Origin of the sequence: Labrenzia sp. PHM005 (genome assembly GCF_006517275.1) — a bacterium.
GTDB lineage: Bacteria > Pseudomonadota > Alphaproteobacteria > Rhizobiales > Stappiaceae > Roseibium.
The window spans coordinates 3,532,798-3,548,016 of the sequence record NZ_CP041191.1; the positions used below are offsets into that span (position 1 = coordinate 3,532,798).

General features: G+C 54.2%; 11 protein-coding genes. All 11 read left to right on the forward strand.

Going from position 1 to position 15,219, the window contains the following annotated elements:
* The first annotated feature begins 16 nt into the window (after nucleotides 1-16).
* The 11 genes from FJ695_RS16010 to lon all read left to right on the forward strand — a co-directional run bounded on the left by FJ695_RS16010 (nucleotide 17) and on the right by lon (nucleotide 15,167).
* On the forward strand, nucleotides 17-994 hold the full coding sequence (locus tag FJ695_RS16010) for an ABC transporter permease (protein ID WP_141186379.1): 978 nt from the start codon (nucleotides 17-19) through the stop codon (nucleotides 992-994).
* Nucleotides 991-1,908 (forward strand): ABC transporter permease, encoded by a 918-nt coding sequence (locus tag FJ695_RS16015; protein WP_141186380.1) that lies wholly within the window; start codon nucleotides 991-993, stop codon nucleotides 1,906-1,908. The genes FJ695_RS16010 and FJ695_RS16015 overlap by 4 nt, the downstream gene beginning before the upstream one ends.
* Nucleotides 1,905-2,879, forward strand: a complete 975-nt coding sequence (locus FJ695_RS16020; protein WP_141186381.1) for an ABC transporter ATP-binding protein — start codon at nucleotides 1,905-1,907, stop codon at nucleotides 2,877-2,879. Before FJ695_RS16015 ends, FJ695_RS16020 begins: the two co-directional genes overlap by 4 nt.
* A complete protein-coding gene (locus FJ695_RS16025; RefSeq protein WP_141186382.1) occupies nucleotides 2,876-3,874 on the forward strand; it encodes an ABC transporter ATP-binding protein in 999 nt (332 codons plus the stop codon). Before FJ695_RS16020 ends, FJ695_RS16025 begins: the two co-directional genes overlap by 4 nt.
* Nucleotides 3,875-3,964: 90 nt before the next feature.
* Entirely contained in the window at nucleotides 3,965-5,389 is a 1,425-nt protein-coding gene (locus tag FJ695_RS16030; RefSeq protein WP_141186383.1) for a M20 family metallopeptidase, read from the forward strand.
* A 507-nt stretch (nucleotides 5,390-5,896) separates the two neighbouring features.
* A complete protein-coding gene (locus FJ695_RS16035) occupies nucleotides 5,897-6,394 on the forward strand; it encodes a molybdopterin-dependent oxidoreductase (protein WP_141186384.1) in 498 nt (165 codons plus the stop codon).
* A 9-nt stretch (nucleotides 6,395-6,403) separates the two neighbouring features.
* Nucleotides 6,404-8,410: a bifunctional diguanylate cyclase/phosphodiesterase gene (locus tag FJ695_RS16040; protein WP_141186385.1), complete on the forward strand. Its 2,007-nt coding sequence runs from the start codon at nucleotides 6,404-6,406 to the stop codon at nucleotides 8,408-8,410.
* A 292-nt stretch (nucleotides 8,411-8,702) separates the two neighbouring features.
* Complete coding sequence (gene tig, locus FJ695_RS16045; protein ID WP_141186386.1) at nucleotides 8,703-10,052, forward strand: trigger factor; 1,350 nt, start codon at nucleotides 8,703-8,705, stop codon at nucleotides 10,050-10,052.
* 203 nt (nucleotides 10,053-10,255) lie between these two features.
* The gene (locus tag FJ695_RS16050) at nucleotides 10,256-10,891 is read left to right on the forward strand and encodes an ATP-dependent Clp protease proteolytic subunit (RefSeq protein WP_141186387.1); all 636 of its coding nucleotides are present in this window, start codon (nucleotides 10,256-10,258) and stop codon (nucleotides 10,889-10,891) included.
* A 243-nt stretch (nucleotides 10,892-11,134) separates the two neighbouring features.
* Nucleotides 11,135-12,400, forward strand: a complete 1,266-nt coding sequence (clpX, locus tag FJ695_RS16055) for an ATP-dependent Clp protease ATP-binding subunit ClpX (protein ID WP_141186388.1) — start codon at nucleotides 11,135-11,137, stop codon at nucleotides 12,398-12,400.
* 337 nt (nucleotides 12,401-12,737) lie between these two features.
* On the forward strand, nucleotides 12,738-15,167 hold the full coding sequence (gene lon, locus FJ695_RS16060) for an endopeptidase La (protein WP_141186389.1): 2,430 nt from the start codon (nucleotides 12,738-12,740) through the stop codon (nucleotides 15,165-15,167).
* Nucleotides 15,168-15,219: the final 52 nt, after the last annotated feature.

The window sequence follows — 15,219 nt, forward strand, 5'->3', positions numbered from 1 at the left end:
GAACTGAGAACCTCTCATGTCTGTTTTTGTCATCCGCCGGCTGATGCAGGCGATCTTCGTCGTGTTTCTCATGTCGGTGATCGTCTTCTTCGGAGTGAATATTGTTGGCGATCCGGTTTACATGCTGGTCAGCCCTGATGCAGATCAGGCAGACATTGAAGCCGCGATCCGCCGTCTTGGGCTCGACCGCCCGATTTGGGAGCAATACCTTCTGTTCCTGAAAGGGGCCGCGCAGGGCAATCTCGGCGACTCCTTCATCTTCGGCGAACCGGCTCTGAAATTGATCCTCCATCATATGCCGGCAACGCTGGAGCTGGCATTCAGCGCGCTGATGATGGCGATTGTGATCGGCATACCTCTTGGTCTCTATTCGGGGCTTTATCCGGACAACGTGGTGTCGAAGGGCATTATGGCCGGATCAATCCTTGGGTTTTCCCTGCCGACGTTTTGGGTCGGGCTGATGATGATTTTGCTGTTCGCAGTTGAGCTTGGCTGGCTGCCATCAACCGGCCGCGGGGATACAGCTTCAGTCTTTGGAATCCAAACCAGTTTGGCCACATGGGACGGCTTGACCCACATTATGCTTCCCGCGCTAAACCTTGCGCTTTTAAAGATCTCGCTGGCGATCCGGCTGACCCGGGCCGGGGTGCGTGAAGCGATGAGCCAGGACTATGTCAAATACGCCCGCGCAAAAGGCGTTTCGACACAGCGCATCATCTTCGTTCATGTCATGAAAAACATCATGATCCCGGTGGTCACTGTCATGGGACTGGAATTTGGCAGCCTCATCGGATTTTCGGTCGTCACCGAAACAATCTTTGCCTGGCCTGGGATGGGCAAGCTCCTGATCGATGCGATCCTGCAACTCGATCGGCCTGTGGTCGTCGCCTACCTGATGATCATGGTCCTGTTCTTTGTCGTGATCAATCTGGTCGTTGACATTCTCTATTCAATCCTGGACCCGCGTGTCCGTCTGCAGGATCAGGGCGCATGACCGATACTACGATTTCGTCGTCAACCCCGGCCACGGTCAAGGTGGAAACACCTTTCCAACGGTTTCGGGCGGAGTTTTTCGAAAGCCGCATTGCCACGGCCGCCTTCTGCATCCTCGCGATCATTCTGCTGCTGGCGATTTTGGCTCCGTGGATCACGCCACAAAACCCCTATGATCTTGCCCAGGTGGATGTTTTAGACGGGCGGTTGCCGCCCGGATCTGAAGCCTTTGCCGGATACACCATGTGGCTCGGATCTGATGGAGCCGGTCGGGATCTTTATTCGGCGATCCTATATGGCCTCAGGATTTCAATTTCCGTTGGCCTCGCTTCTGGGGTGATTGCCCTCTTCATCGGCATGACTGTGGGCTTGATCGCTGCTTATGCCGGTGGCCGGACCGAAGCCATCATCATGCGGGTGGTCGATTTGCAACTGTCCTTTCCAGCGTCCTTGGTGGCCTTGATGCTGGTCGCAGCTCTTGGAAAAGGGGTCGACAAGATTATCCTGGCCCTTGTGGTGGCCCAATGGGCCTACTATGCCCGAACGGTCCGGGCGACGGCTTTGGTGGAACGCGGCAAGGAATACGTCGAAGCCGCTCAATGTCTGGGCCTTTCGAAGATGCGGGTCGTTTTCCGGCACATCCTGCCGAATTGTCTCGCTCCGCTGATCGTGGTTGGCACCGTGCAGACTGCCCATGCCGTCTCATTGGAAGCAACACTGTCGTTCCTCGGAGTCGGATTGCCGCAAACCGAACCATCTCTGGGTGTTCTGATCGCCAACGGCTTTGAATACATGCTGTCCGGCCGGTACTGGATTTCGGTCTTTCCCGGCTTTGCGCTGCTCATGACCGTGGCATCGATCAACCTTGTCGGAGACCAACTCCGAGATGTTCTCAATCCGAGGCTGAAGAAATGACCGCGGTCCTGGAAGTAAGCGGGCTGAAGACGCATTTCTTCACCCATGCCGGTGTTGTCAAAGCCGTCGATGGCGTCGATTTCACTGTCAACAAGGGCGAGGTGATGGGCCTTGTCGGAGAATCTGGATCAGGAAAATCCATCACCGGGTTTTCTATTCTGGGTCTCATTGATCAGCCCGGCCGGATTGTTGAGGGCGCTATCCGGTTCAATGGCGATGACATTGCCAATGCGCCGGAGGAAAAGCTCAAAACGATCCGCGGAAACCGGATTTCGATGATTTTCCAAGATCCGATGATGACCCTCAACCCGGTCTTGCGCATCGATTCCCAAATGATGGAAGCAATCTTTGCGCATGAAAAAGTGTCCAAGAAGGAAGCCTGGGAGCGTTCCCGGGACGCTCTTGGTTTGGTCGGCATTCCATCCCCTGAAGAGCGGTTGAAAGCCTATCCGCACCAGCTCTCTGGCGGGATGCGCCAGCGGGTGTCGATTGCCATCGCCTTCCTGAACAAACCAGATTTGATCATCGCCGATGAGCCAACCACCGCGCTTGATGTCACCATCCAGGCGCAAATCATCCACGAAGCGCAAAAACTGACGCGCCAGACCGGAACCGCGATGATTTGGATTACCCATGACCTTGCTGTTGTTGCCGGTCTCGCAGATCGAATATCGGTGATGTATGCCGGCAGGATCGTTGAACAGGGGCTAACAGACGATGTGATCGATCACCCGCTGCATCCGTATACGGTGGGGTTGCTTGGGTCTGTGCCGACTGCCAACAAAAGAGGCGAACGCCTGTTTCAGATCGAGGGTATGACGCCGAACATGCTGGCTCTGCCCGAAGGCTGTGCTTTTGCGCCGCGTTGTGGAGCTGCGACCGCTGCCTGCAAAGCTCCGCCTCCAGTGGAACATGTGGCAAACCGCGAACTGCGTTGTTTCAATCCCCAGGCACAGGTGGCAGCCCAATGACCACGCCACTTGTTGAGATTAAGAACGTCTCCAAACGTTTTGCGAAACGGCTCGATGTTGCCGGAAAAATCGCTCAGAAGCTGGGGGCCAATGTCCGCGAAGAAGTGGTGCATGCGGTCGACGAAGTGAACCTAGATATCCGCGAGGGTGAGGTATTGGGCCTTGTCGGGGAATCTGGCTGTGGTAAATCCACGCTTGGCCGCGTGGTTGCTGGGATACATGCACCGAGTTCAGGTCAGTTGCTCTTTCAAGGCAACGACGTGGCCGCCATGTCCAGTGCCGAACAGCGGGCTGCGACCCTCGCAATTCAGATGATCTTTCAGGATCCCTTCGCCAGTTTGAACCCGCGCATGCGGGTTGAGGACATAATCGGCGAAGCGCCGCAGTTTCACGGCATTGTCTCGCGGTCTGAGGCTTCGGACTACGTTGATGACATCATGCGAAAAGTCGGGCTCGATCCATCGTTGAAGCGGCGCTACGCCCACCAGTTTTCCGGTGGTCAGCGTCAGCGGATCGGGATTGCGCGGGCGCTCGCAGTCAAACCGAAATTTCTTGTCTGTGACGAAGCCATCGCGGCATTGGATGTTTCCATCCAGGCCCAGGTGATCAACCTCTTCATGGATTTGAGAGAAGAATTCGGCCTGACATACCTGTTCATCAGCCATGATTTGAGCGTTGTCGAGCACATCGCCGACCGCGTGGCGATCATGTATTTGGGCCGGATTGTCGAAAGTGCATCGACTGAAGAAATCTTCAGTGCGCCCAAACATCCCTACACAAAGGCGCTTCTGGCTGAAGCGCCGCGGCTCGATCAGAGAAAGCGCGATTTTGCGCCGATCGAGGGCGAGATTCCATCACCGTTGGACCCGCCGAAGGGGTGTTATTTCAATCCACGCTGTCCACACGCACAAGATCTGTGCCGCCGGGAACAGCCTGGCCTTGAAACCTTCGGCGAGAGCCATTCGGTCGCTTGCCACTATTGGAAGGATGTCTGATCCCCACAGCTGGGATCGTTAATCGAGTTGCTTACCACGTGCCACTTTGCTGCGGCGCGGCCGGTATGTGCTGCCTTTTGGGAGGAAGAAATGAAAAACACTGATCGTGTCTGGGACTTGGTCGATGCCCGCCGGGAGGATTATGTCGGTCTGTCCGATCGTGTCTTCGACCTCCCGGAAATTGCCTACACCGAGTTCAAATCTGTTGCTGAGCACAAGAAAATGCTGGAACAGGAAGGCTTCAAAATCACCGAAGGTGTCGCGGGGATCCCGACCGCAATCGTCGGGGAGGCCGGTGATGAAGGGCCGGTGATCGCCATTCTCGGCGAGTTCGATGCGCTGCCGGAACTGGGGCAGACAGCGGGCGTTGCTGAACATCAACCCGTCGAAGCCGGCGGCCCCGGACATGGTTGCGGGCACAATCTTCTGGGCTCAGCCGCGCTCATGGCAGCTTCTGCGGTAAAGGATTACCTCGCCGAACGCGGCCTCAAAGGCCGTGTGCGCTACTATGGCTGTCCAGCCGAAGAAGGCGGTGCGGCCAAGACATTCATGGTGCGCGAAGGATTGTTTGATGACGTCGACGCGGCAATCTCTTGGCACCCGGCGACGTTTACGGCGGTCAACGAAGCCAATTCCCTCGCCAACACGCGGATTGACTTCACATTTCATGGCCTGGCAGCACATGCGGCCGGCGCACCCGAGCTCGGCCGCAGTGCGCTGGATGCCATCGAGCTGATGAACGTTGGCGTCAACTACATGCGGGAGCACATGCCAGATGATGCCCGGGTGCATTATGCCTATTTGGACGCTGGGGGTATTGCGCCCAATGTTGTGCAGTCAAAGGCAACTGTCCGCCAGCTTGTCCGTGCCCGGAATTTGAAAGAGTTGCGCGGCCTGATCGACCGGGTTCGCAAGATAGCCGAAGGCGCAGCTTTGATGACGGAAACAACCGTTGAGACCAGCGTCGTCAGCGGGGTTTCCAATTTGATCGGCAACCGTCCTTTGGAAGAAACCATGCAGCGCAATCTCGACAGGTTGGGCGCCCCTGACTTTGACGACACAGACCGGGAATTTGCAGACAAAATCCGCAGCACGCTCAGTGAGGACAACATCACCGTCTCGTTCCGGCGGATCGGCGCTGAGGTGGACCTGGATATGACCCTCTGCGACTTTGTGGCCCCGCTGGACCGGAACAGCGAAGGCGGAGAAGGCTCTACCGATGTTGGCGATGTCAGCTGGGCCGTGCCGACTGTTCAGGCCCGTGTTGCAACTTGTGCAGTTGGAACGCCGTTCCATACTTGGCAATTGACCGCGCAAGGGAAAGCTCCGGCTGCGCACAAAGGCATGCTGCATGCAGCGAAAATCATGGCAGGAACCGCGGTGGATCTGTTCGAAGATAGCGAAGTTCTGGATCAGGCGATCACGGCCCACAAAGAAAAGCTCGCGCGCGATCCTTACGCTTGCCCGATCCCAGATGAAGTCGGCCCGCCACTGAAAGCGATGAGTAATCAATAATATATCAAAATCTCATCTAGGTGAAATTTGCGGGCAGTCCGGATGTTCACTTCCAGTGCCCGCAAGTCGCACGACTCAACTGCGGTTCTTCAAGCAACCTCATGATCGTATTCTCTAGTAACTGTCGGTGAAGGCGTTACAGATCGGCTGCCTGTATGAGGAAAAACAGCAGGTCAGCCTTGTCGAACTTGAGGAAGAGTTTGCCAGTATGCCCATAGCAGTTTCTTAACCGAACTAATTGGCGCGGTAGCAGTGTAGTTCCAATTGTAGAGCCGGGAAAGCTGACCCCGAACAGTTTTAGTCTGTAAGTTCGTCAGTGAAAATTCCGTCACCGGATAATTACATAAGTATAAATATAAATGGCAATGTTTTCAATCGGAAAATGAACAATAAAACAATATGTAATCTTTGATTAATTGTAAGTGATAACCGCAAATTTACAAAAATAATTTTCAAATATATTGCAGATGGGCAATAGTTGGTTTTGTGAAATTGTTGGAGAATTGAATGATTTCCTGTTTTTGGAAAGGTCTGTCGGGAATACTTGTTGCTGTTCTTATCGTTGGTCAATGGTCGACCGTTGCCGATGCTGAGGAACAGGTCATTTTGGAAATCAGCGGCAATGTTTCGGTGGACGGGGAGGTCCTGTTTACGCGCAGTGCCTTGGAAGCTCTCGGGTCAACGGAAATCGCCACAACAACGCCATGGCATGATGGGGTGGTGCGTTTTGAAGGAGTTCCGCTGAAGAGCTTGTTGGCGCATGTCGGGGCACTTGGTAACGATCTAACTGTCTTCGCGCTCAATGATTATTCTGCGACAATTCCGATGAAGGACCTTGAAGAATTCAACCCCATTCTTGCCCTGAAACTGAATGGAAAACACATGGGAGTTGAAGACAAGGGGCCGCTTTTTGTCATCTATCCCTTTGATTCAGACACGAAGCTTCAAAGTGAAATCTATTTCTCGAGATCCGTTTGGCAGGCCAACAAGATCCTCGTGAAATAGGCTATCGGGATGCAGTGGCCAAAAATCCAGTTTTCTTGGCAGATTTACTTGATAGCCGGGGTGTTGATATTCGGGTCGCTCACAGCGCTCAATATTGCATCCTTCGACAATGCACGCCTGTCGATCAAACAGGCTATGCGTCATGACACGTCTTGGAATGGCGCCAATGGCCGCATCGAAGTAGAAAAACTGAAATCAGCCTTAAGCTCGTATCTGCTTCTCCTAGATGATGCTGGAAAAGCGCGTGTTGATCTCCAAATTGCGATCGTAAAAAGCCGCGTGGGGACATGGAGCCAGGGGTCCTTTGGTGAATTTGTAAATGAAGACACTGATCGAATTGAGCGATTAGCACATGCCAAACAAGTCATAGTAGACATTGAGGATTTGATTTCAGAGCACACAGCAAACGCTGGGCGTAAAGAGCTGATGGAGAAATCAAATCAACTTTCGAAAATTTTTCATAATTTAGGATCGTTATCGCATGAAACGAGTATGAACCGGGCAGCCGCAGCCCGCGAAGAATTGCAGCACCAGCAACAAATTCAAAGGCGGATCTCGGAATTCCTTATGGGGCTTGGTGCACTGTTGTTTTTTGTGGCGATTAGGCAAAACGTATCGCTTAAATCTGCATCTGATCTGGCAGATGCAAATGCGCAGAAATTTGCTCACTTGGCAAAACACGATCCGGTAACAGGGCTGCCAAACCGGACTGCTGTCGATGAAAAGTTGACGGCCCTGGCAAGCGCGCAACAAAAGCCGCAACGGGTGTGCGTTCTTGCGACGGACTTAGATGGTTTCAAACGCATCAATGATATGTTGGGTCATACCGTCGGCGACGCAGCCCTGAAGGCGGTTGGCCAGCATTTGACAAGAGCCGTTGAAGTGTCCGGAGCAGCGGGAATGGTTGCGCGAGTAGGGGGGGATGAGTTTCTGATCATTCTGGAGAATTGTGATCCGGATTGGTCCTTGCCTGATTTTGCCAGAAGTCTGTTGCAGTCTTTGGATGTGCCGATGGAAACTGAAGCCGGGAAAGTGAGCCTCGGATTGTCGATTGGCTATGCGGAGTCAAACAACCAGCAAGAAGCATTTGTTCCTCTGATTATGGATGCCGATCTTGCCCTGACTGAAGCCAAATTGCGCGGGAAGCGGCGCGCGGTCGCCTATAACAACGCTTTGAGAACGAAAATGAAGCGCAGGGAGGCGGTGGAGGACGCGCTGCCGTCGGCTGCACGAAATCATGAGATCCGACCGGTGTTTCAGCCTTTCTTCGATATTCAATCTGGCCGGTGTGTGGGATTTGAAGCTTTGGCGAGATGGACCCATCCAGAGCTTGGTCAAGTTGCGCCAGATGAGTTCATCTCGATTGCGGAAACGACTGGAGACATTGTTGATATTGGTGGCCATATTTTGCTTCTGGCGTGCCGCGAGGCGGTCAGTTGGGAATTTGACGCTGCCATTTCCGTGAATCTCTCTATGTCGCAGATTTTGCGGTCAGACATTGTTCGCGACGTGCGCAAGGTCTTGGACGAAACTGGGCTTGATCCGCACAGGCTGAAACTGGAAATTACTGAAAGTGTTTTGATTTCCGACCTAGATCGTACCGTCGCCGTTCTGCGCCAGTTTCAAAACATGGGAATTCGAGTCTCTTTGGATGATTTTGGGACCGGGTATTCAGGTTTGTCCTACCTGGCAAAATTCGCTTGGGATGAAATCAAGATTGACCGCAGTTTTGTGATTTCCGCCGGATCTTCTGAAGATGTTCGCAATGTCGTCAAAATGGTGGTCAAGATCGCTGCGCAGCTTGGCGCTGTTGTTACCATTGAGGGCATTGAGACACATGAGCAGAGGGAGCAATTCGCTAGCTTTGGCTGCCATACAGCGCAAGGATATTTGTTTGGAAAGCCGCAAGGTCGAGATAAAATTCCTGAATACCTTCAAAGACAAATTGTACCGCTGGGTAGACCAGCCAATCAATTGCCGGCATCGGAATTGAGGACGCGGTCTAAGCGGGTTTAACACGACCGGGAAACGAACAGGGTGGCACAATGCCATCTCCCGGATCTCTGATTGAATAGAATCCAGCCGTTTTCTGCGTCAATAACGGGTGGTTCATCGCCCGCAAGACTTGACACTTTCGCCCCCAGCCTTTATCGCGCTCCCATCGTGCGTCTTGGGCTCTGCTTAAGGCGTGCATCGCTATTGGAATGCTCCTGCAAAAAGGGGAGTGGGCGGTGCGGCACACGGAAATTTTGATAATCAACACCTCCAGGGCGCATTGCCGCTCAGGACCGAGGACGAAGCAAAACCCATGCAGGTAACCGAAACCCTCGCCGAGGGCCTCAAGCGCGAGCTGAAGATCGACATTCCAGCTGGCGATCTGGCAGCCAAACTCGATGAATACATGGACGACATGAAGTCCAAGGCCAACATCAAGGGCTTCCGTCCGGGCAAGGTTCCGGTCGCGCATCTGAAGAAGATGTATGGCCGCCAAGCAATGGCTGAGATCCTGTCGAACACCATCCAGGAAACCACTCAGAAGGCCGTTGAAGAGCGCTCCGAGCGCCCGGCGCTGACACCGGAAATCGATCTGCCGGACGAAGAAGCTGAAAAGATCCTGGCTGGCGATGCCGACCTGTCCTTCAAAATGACTTATGACGTTCTGCCGGACTTCGAAATCGTGGACTTCGGCGGCTTTGAGATCGAGCGTCCGATCGTCGAGATCGCCGATGAGGAAGTCGACGGCCAGGTTGCTGACATTGCCAAGAACAACACACCGTTTGAAGCGAAAGACGGCGCTGCGGAAGACGGTGACCGTGTCACCATGTCTTACCTCGGCAAAGTCGACGGCGAGCCTTTTGAAGGCGGCGCTGACGAAAACGGTCAGCTCGTTCTGGGCTCAGGCCAGTTTATCCCGGGCTTTGAAGATCAGCTGATCGGCACCAAGGCAGGCGACGAGAAGGTTGTTGAAGTAACTTTCCCGGAAGACTACCCGGCTGCCCATCTGGCTGGAAAAGCAGCGACCTTTGACGTTGTCGTCAAGGAAGTTGGTGCACCAGGCGAAGCTGCGATCGACGACGAGTTTGCAAAAGGTCTCGGCCTTGAGTCGCTCGACAAGCTGAAGGAAATCGTCCGCGGCCAGATCGAAGGCCAGTTTGGCCAGATGACCCGCCAGCGCGTTAAGCGTCAGCTGCTCGACAAGCTCGATGAGCATTATTCTTTCGAACTGCCGGAAAAACTGCTGGAATCTGAGTTCCAGGTCGTTTGGCAGCAGGTCGAAGAAGACATGAAGCGCAACGAAAAGACCTTCGAAGACGAAGAGACCACGGAAGAAGAAGCTAAAGCGGAGTACCGCAAGATTGCTGAACGCCGTGTCCGTTTGGGTCTGGTTCTGTCTGAAATCGGTGAAAAGAACGACATTCAGGTCACCGAAGAAGAAATGCAGCGTGCGCTTTATGACCGGGTCCGTCAGTTCCCGGGTCAAGAACAGCAGGTGTTCGAATTCTACAAGAACAACCAGCAGGCGCTCGCGTCTCTGCGCGCACCGATCTACGAGGAAAAAGTCGTCGACTTCATGCTCGAGCTGGCAAAAGTCAGCGACAAGACGGTGACCAAGGAAGAGCTGGAAAAGCTTGTTTCTGAGGATGAAGACGACGCGTAAGGCGTTTTTTCCCAGATAATCCCCAGATGCGGCGGCAACTTTAACTTTGCTTTCACGCCGCATCTGCCATGACTTTGCGTTGAGGGCGGCATCCCTATATATGGGATGTCGCTTTTTTCGAATTGGGCCATGAAACGATGCGCTTTCATGGTCTGTGTTCTGCCCAAGACCCTTGGGCAACATCTCAAGCATATGGATGAGGTATGAAGGATCCTGTCGATATCTACATGAACACTCTCGTGCCGATGGTTGTCGAACAGACGAACCGGGGCGAGCGGGCCTTCGATATCTACTCGCGCTTGCTGAAGGAGCGCATCATCTTCCTGACCGGACCGGTCGAAGATCACATGGCAACGCTGGTGAGCGCACAGCTTCTGTATCTGGAAGCGGAAAACCCGTCTAAAGAAATCGCGATTTACATCAATTCGCCGGGTGGTTTGGTGACCTCCGGTCTCGCGATTTACGACACCATGCAGTTCATTCGCCCCTCGGTGTCAACGCTCTGCATTGGTCAGGCTGCGTCCATGGGCTCTCTGCTTTTGGCTGCTGGTGAAAAGGACATGCGCTTCATTTTGCCGAATGCCCGCGTCATGGTTCATCAGCCGTCCGGCGGTTTCCGCGGTCAGGCAGCCGACATCATGCTGCATGCTCAGGAAATCCTGGCCATGAAACGCCGGCTCAATGAAATTTACGTGAAACACACCGGCCAAAGCTTGGATCAGGTTGAAGAAGCGCTGGAGCGCGACAACTTTATGACCGCCGACAAAGCCAAGGAATTTGGCATTGTTGACAAGGTCATCACGGATCGGATGAGCCTGGGCGGCGAAGAAACGTCGTAATTTGCGGGTTTGTGCAATAATCACGGGGCGATTTCCCGTGGTTTTGCCGGAAAAATCCATAGGTAATACAGGGTTTTCACCTTCGCCTTAAACCTATATTGATTTTTAACGGCGAACCATGGTGACATCCTACAGGAAAGTGCGGCACTTTAGGTGTCTAACGCTTTCAGTTCGGATCTGGCTCTATTGGGCCAAATCCGGGAAGATAAGGGGTGAAGGCCCCAGAAACGCGAGGTTGATTACATGACCAAGGCCAGCGGCAGCGATTCCAAGAATACGCTCTACTGCTCCTTCTGCGGCAAAAGCCAGCACGAGGTCCGCAAGCTGATCGCCGGCCCGACTGTTTTCATTTGCGATGAATGTGTCGAGCTGTGCATGGATATCATCCGCGAGGAAAACAAATCCTCGCTGGTAAAATCTCGGGACGGAATCCCGACCCCTCAGGAAATCCGCGATGTTCTGGATGACTATGTCATTGGTCAGGGCAGTGCGAAGAAGGTCCTGTCGGTCGCCGTTCACAACCATTACAAGCGTCTAAACCACGCCACCAAGAACAATGATGTTGAACTGGCCAAGTCCAACATTCTTCTGGTCGGTCCGACAGGTTGCGGCAAGACACTGCTCGCGCAGACCTTGGCCCGTATCCTCGACGTGCCGTTCACCATGGCGGACGCAACCACATTGACCGAAGCCGGTTATGTCGGTGAAGACGTTGAAAACATCATCCTGAAGCTGCTGCAATCTGCCGACTACAACGTCGAACGTGCGCAGCGCGGCATCGTCTACATCGATGAGATCGACAAGATCAGCCGCAAGGCCGACAACCCTTCGATCACACGCGATGTGTCGGGTGAGGGCGTCCAGCAAGCGCTCTTGAAGATCATGGAAGGCACGGTGGCCTCCGTTCCGCCACAGGGTGGCCGGAAACACCCGCAGCAGGAGTTCCTGCAGGTGGACACCACCAATATGCTGTTCATCTGTGGTGGGGCCTTTGCGGGACTTGATAAGATCATCTCCGACCGCGGCACCCAGACATCCATTGGCTTCCAGGCACAGGTGCATGCACCTGAAGACCGCCGGATCGGTGAGCTCTTCTCCGAGCTGGAGCCGGAAGATCTTCTGAAGTTTGGTCTTATTCCGGAATTCGTTGGCCGTTTGCCGGTCATCGCCACGCTGGAAGACCTCGACGAAGATGCGCTGATCACTATTTTGACCGAGCCGAAAAACGCGCTCGTCAAGCAGTATCAGCGTCTGTTCGAGATGGAGCAGGTCGAACTGTCTTTCCACGAGGACGCGCTGCGGGCGATCGCGCAAAAAGCGATCGAGCGCAAGACCGGTGCCCGTGGTTTGCGGTCCATTCTGGAATCCATCTTGCTCGATACCATGTACGAGCTGCCGGGTCTGAAGGGCGTCAAGGAAGTCGTCATTTCACCAGAAGTGGTGAATGGCGAAGCGCGTCCTTTGTACATCTACGAAGACCGCGAAGAAACCTCTGCTACGAGCGCGTAAGCTAGCGGCAAGCGCTTAAGTTTAGACGTTTGAAAGTGCCGCTCTTTCGGGGGCGGCATTTTTGTTTTTTGCACAGCCAATTTGGTTTGGGGTGCGTTATCCACCGTGCTGGTGAGTCGTCAACAGACAAGTCCGTTTCTTAAGACGCGATTGCCTTGACACCGGGGCGGCAGGTAGCCACCTAATAGAGCGAAAGGACGGCTTGTGCGGATCGTCGGCACGCCCATCCGGGGTGTTTACGATCCGGCCCTCGGCAAATACCGCTGAAAGCCGTTTTCCAGTGTCTCTGGCTGCCTTTTAATGAGTGGGGCCGGAACACGCCGAGAAAGGAAAAAAAATGAGCGACGCAGAAATCCGCGCCACTGATCCAGACTCAACGTCTGTGTATCCCGTCTTGCCCCTGCGCGATATTGTCGTCTTCCCACATATGATCGTTCCGCTGTTCGTTGGCCGTGAGAAGTCGATCAAGGCGCTTGAAGAGGTGATGACCACCGACAAGCACATTCTCCTTGCGACGCAGATGAATGCCGCGGACGATGATCCCAATCCGGACCAGATCTACAACGTCGGTACGCTGGCAACCGTTTTGCAGCTGCTGAAGTTGCCGGACAACACTGTCAAAGTGTTGGTCGAGGGCGGTGCGCGTGCGCAAATCGGTGAGTATTCCGACCGTTCAGACTATTTCGAAGCCACAGCGACTGTTTTGCCTGAAAAAGACGGCGAAAACATCGAAGTGGAAGCTTTGGCACGCTCCGTGATCGCCGAGTTTGAGAACTATGTGAAACTGAACAAGAAGGTTTCTCCGGAAGTTCTCGGCGCGGTCAATCAGATCGACGATTATTCGAAACTGGCCGACACGATTGCCTCACATCTGGCGATCAAGATCCCAGAAAAACAGGAAATCCTCGGCGTCGTTTCCGTCTCCGAACGGCTTGAGCGTGTCCTTGGCATGATGGAAAGCGAAATTTCCGTCCTGCAAGTGGAAAAACGCATCCGTTCGCGCGTCAAGCGCCAGATGGAGAAGACCCAGCGCGAGTACTATCTGAATGAGCAGATGAAGGCCATTCAGAAGGAGCTGGGTGACAGCGAAGACGGCAAAGACGAGATTGCCGAACTCGAAGAAAAGATCAAAAAGACCAAGCTGACCAAGGAAGCGCGCGAACGTGCCGCTGCCGAGATCAAGAAGCTGAAACAGATGAGCCCGATGTCCGCGGAAGCGACCGTGGTACGGAACTATCTGGACTGGCTGATCGGCATTCCTTGGTCAAAGAAATCAAAGGTCAAACACGATCTCAGCTTCGCCGAGACGGTGCTCGACACTGATCACTATGGCCTCGATAAGGTCAAGGAGCGGATTGTCGAATATCTGGCGGTTCAAAGCCGGGCCAACAAATTGCGTGGTCCGATCCTCTGCCTAGTTGGCCCTCCAGGTGTCGGTAAAACCTCGCTTGGTAAGTCGATTGCCAAGGCAACGGGCCGTGAATTCGTACGTATGTCGCTGGGCGGTGTACGCGATGAAGCGGAGATCCGTGGCCACCGGCGGACCTACATCGGCTCCATGCCGGGCAAGGTCATCCAGTCGATGAAAAAAGCCAAAAAATCCAACCCGCTCTTCCTGCTCGATGAGATCGACAAGATGGGCATGGATTTCCGCGGCGATCCGTCATCCGCACTGCTTGAGGTCCTGGATCCGGAACAGAACTCTTCCTTCATGGATCACTATCTGGAGGTCGAATACGATCTGTCGGACGTGATGTTCGTGACGACGGCCAACACGCTGAACATCCCTGGTCCCTTGATGGACCGGATGGAGATCATCCGGATTGCCGGCTATACGGAAGAAGAGAAGGTGGAAATCTGCCGCCGTCACCTCATTCCGAAGGCTGAAAAAGACCACGGCCTGCGGGACGGCGAATTCACGATTGAAGACGAGGCGCTTCAAAAAGTGGTGCGCCGCTATACCCGTGAAGCCGGGGTGCGGAACCTGGAACGCGAAATGGCGACCCTTGCCCGTAAATCGGTCAAGGATATCCTGATGAGCGACAAGGAAAGCATCACGGTTACTCCGGAGCTCGTCGAGGAATACCTCGGTGTGCCGCGGTACCGCTATGGTGAAGCCGAACTTGAAGATCAGGTCGGTGTTGTTACCGGTCTCGCTTGGACGGAAGTTGGCGGCGAGTTGCTGACGATCGAAGGTGTCATGATGCCGGGCAAAGGCAAAATGACCGTTACCGGCAACTTGAAGGACGTGATGAAGGAATCGATTTCCGCGGCAGCGTCTTACGTACGCTCCCGGTCCGTTGATTTCGGCATCGAACCGCCGAGCTTCGACAAACGCGACATCCACGTGCACGTGCCGGAAGGGGCAACGCCGAAGGATGGTCCGTCTGCCGGTATCGCCATGGCAACCGCAGTGATCTCGACCATGACCGGCATTCCGGTCAAACGCGATGTGGCCATGACAGGTGAAATCACCTTGCGCGGCCGGGTTCTGCCGATCGGTGGATTGAAGGAAAAACTCCTTGCAGCCCTGCGTGGAGGTATCAAGCTGGTCATGATCCCGGAAGACAACGCCAAGGATCTGGCGGATATTCCGGACACGGTGAAAAACTCGCTCGAAATCATCCCGGTTTCCGGCATGGAAGAAGTCCTCAAACACGCTCTTGTACGTTTGCCGGAGCCGATTGAATGGGACGCGGATGCAGCGGAAGCTGCAACCAAGGCGGGAAGTTCGGATGACGACACAACAGGTGTCGTTGCCCACTAAATCCGCTCAAACAATGTATAAAATGTCAAGCCCCGGCCAAACCGGGGCTTTT

Coding starts and splice junctions, on each gene's coding strand:
- FJ695_RS16035 (WP_141186384.1), top strand. CDS start 5,897: ATGATTTCCTGTTTTTGGAAAGGTCTGTCGGGAATACTTGTTGCTGTT.
- FJ695_RS16040 (WP_141186385.1), top strand. CDS start 6,404: ATGCAGTGGCCAAAAATCCAGTTTTCTTGGCAGATTTACTTGATAGCC.
- FJ695_RS16030 (WP_141186383.1), top strand. CDS start 3,965: ATGAAAAACACTGATCGTGTCTGGGACTTGGTCGATGCCCGCCGGGAG.
- FJ695_RS16010 (WP_141186379.1), top strand. CDS start 17: ATGTCTGTTTTTGTCATCCGCCGGCTGATGCAGGCGATCTTCGTCGTG.
- clpX (WP_141186388.1), top strand. CDS start 11,135: ATGACCAAGGCCAGCGGCAGCGATTCCAAGAATACGCTCTACTGCTCC.
- FJ695_RS16025 (WP_141186382.1), top strand. CDS start 2,876: ATGACCACGCCACTTGTTGAGATTAAGAACGTCTCCAAACGTTTTGCG.
- FJ695_RS16015 (WP_141186380.1), top strand. CDS start 991: ATGACCGATACTACGATTTCGTCGTCAACCCCGGCCACGGTCAAGGTG.
- tig (WP_141186386.1), top strand. CDS start 8,703: ATGCAGGTAACCGAAACCCTCGCCGAGGGCCTCAAGCGCGAGCTGAAG.
- FJ695_RS16020 (WP_141186381.1), top strand. CDS start 1,905: ATGACCGCGGTCCTGGAAGTAAGCGGGCTGAAGACGCATTTCTTCACC.
- FJ695_RS16050 (WP_141186387.1), top strand. CDS start 10,256: ATGAAGGATCCTGTCGATATCTACATGAACACTCTCGTGCCGATGGTT.
- lon (WP_141186389.1), top strand. CDS start 12,738: ATGAGCGACGCAGAAATCCGCGCCACTGATCCAGACTCAACGTCTGTG.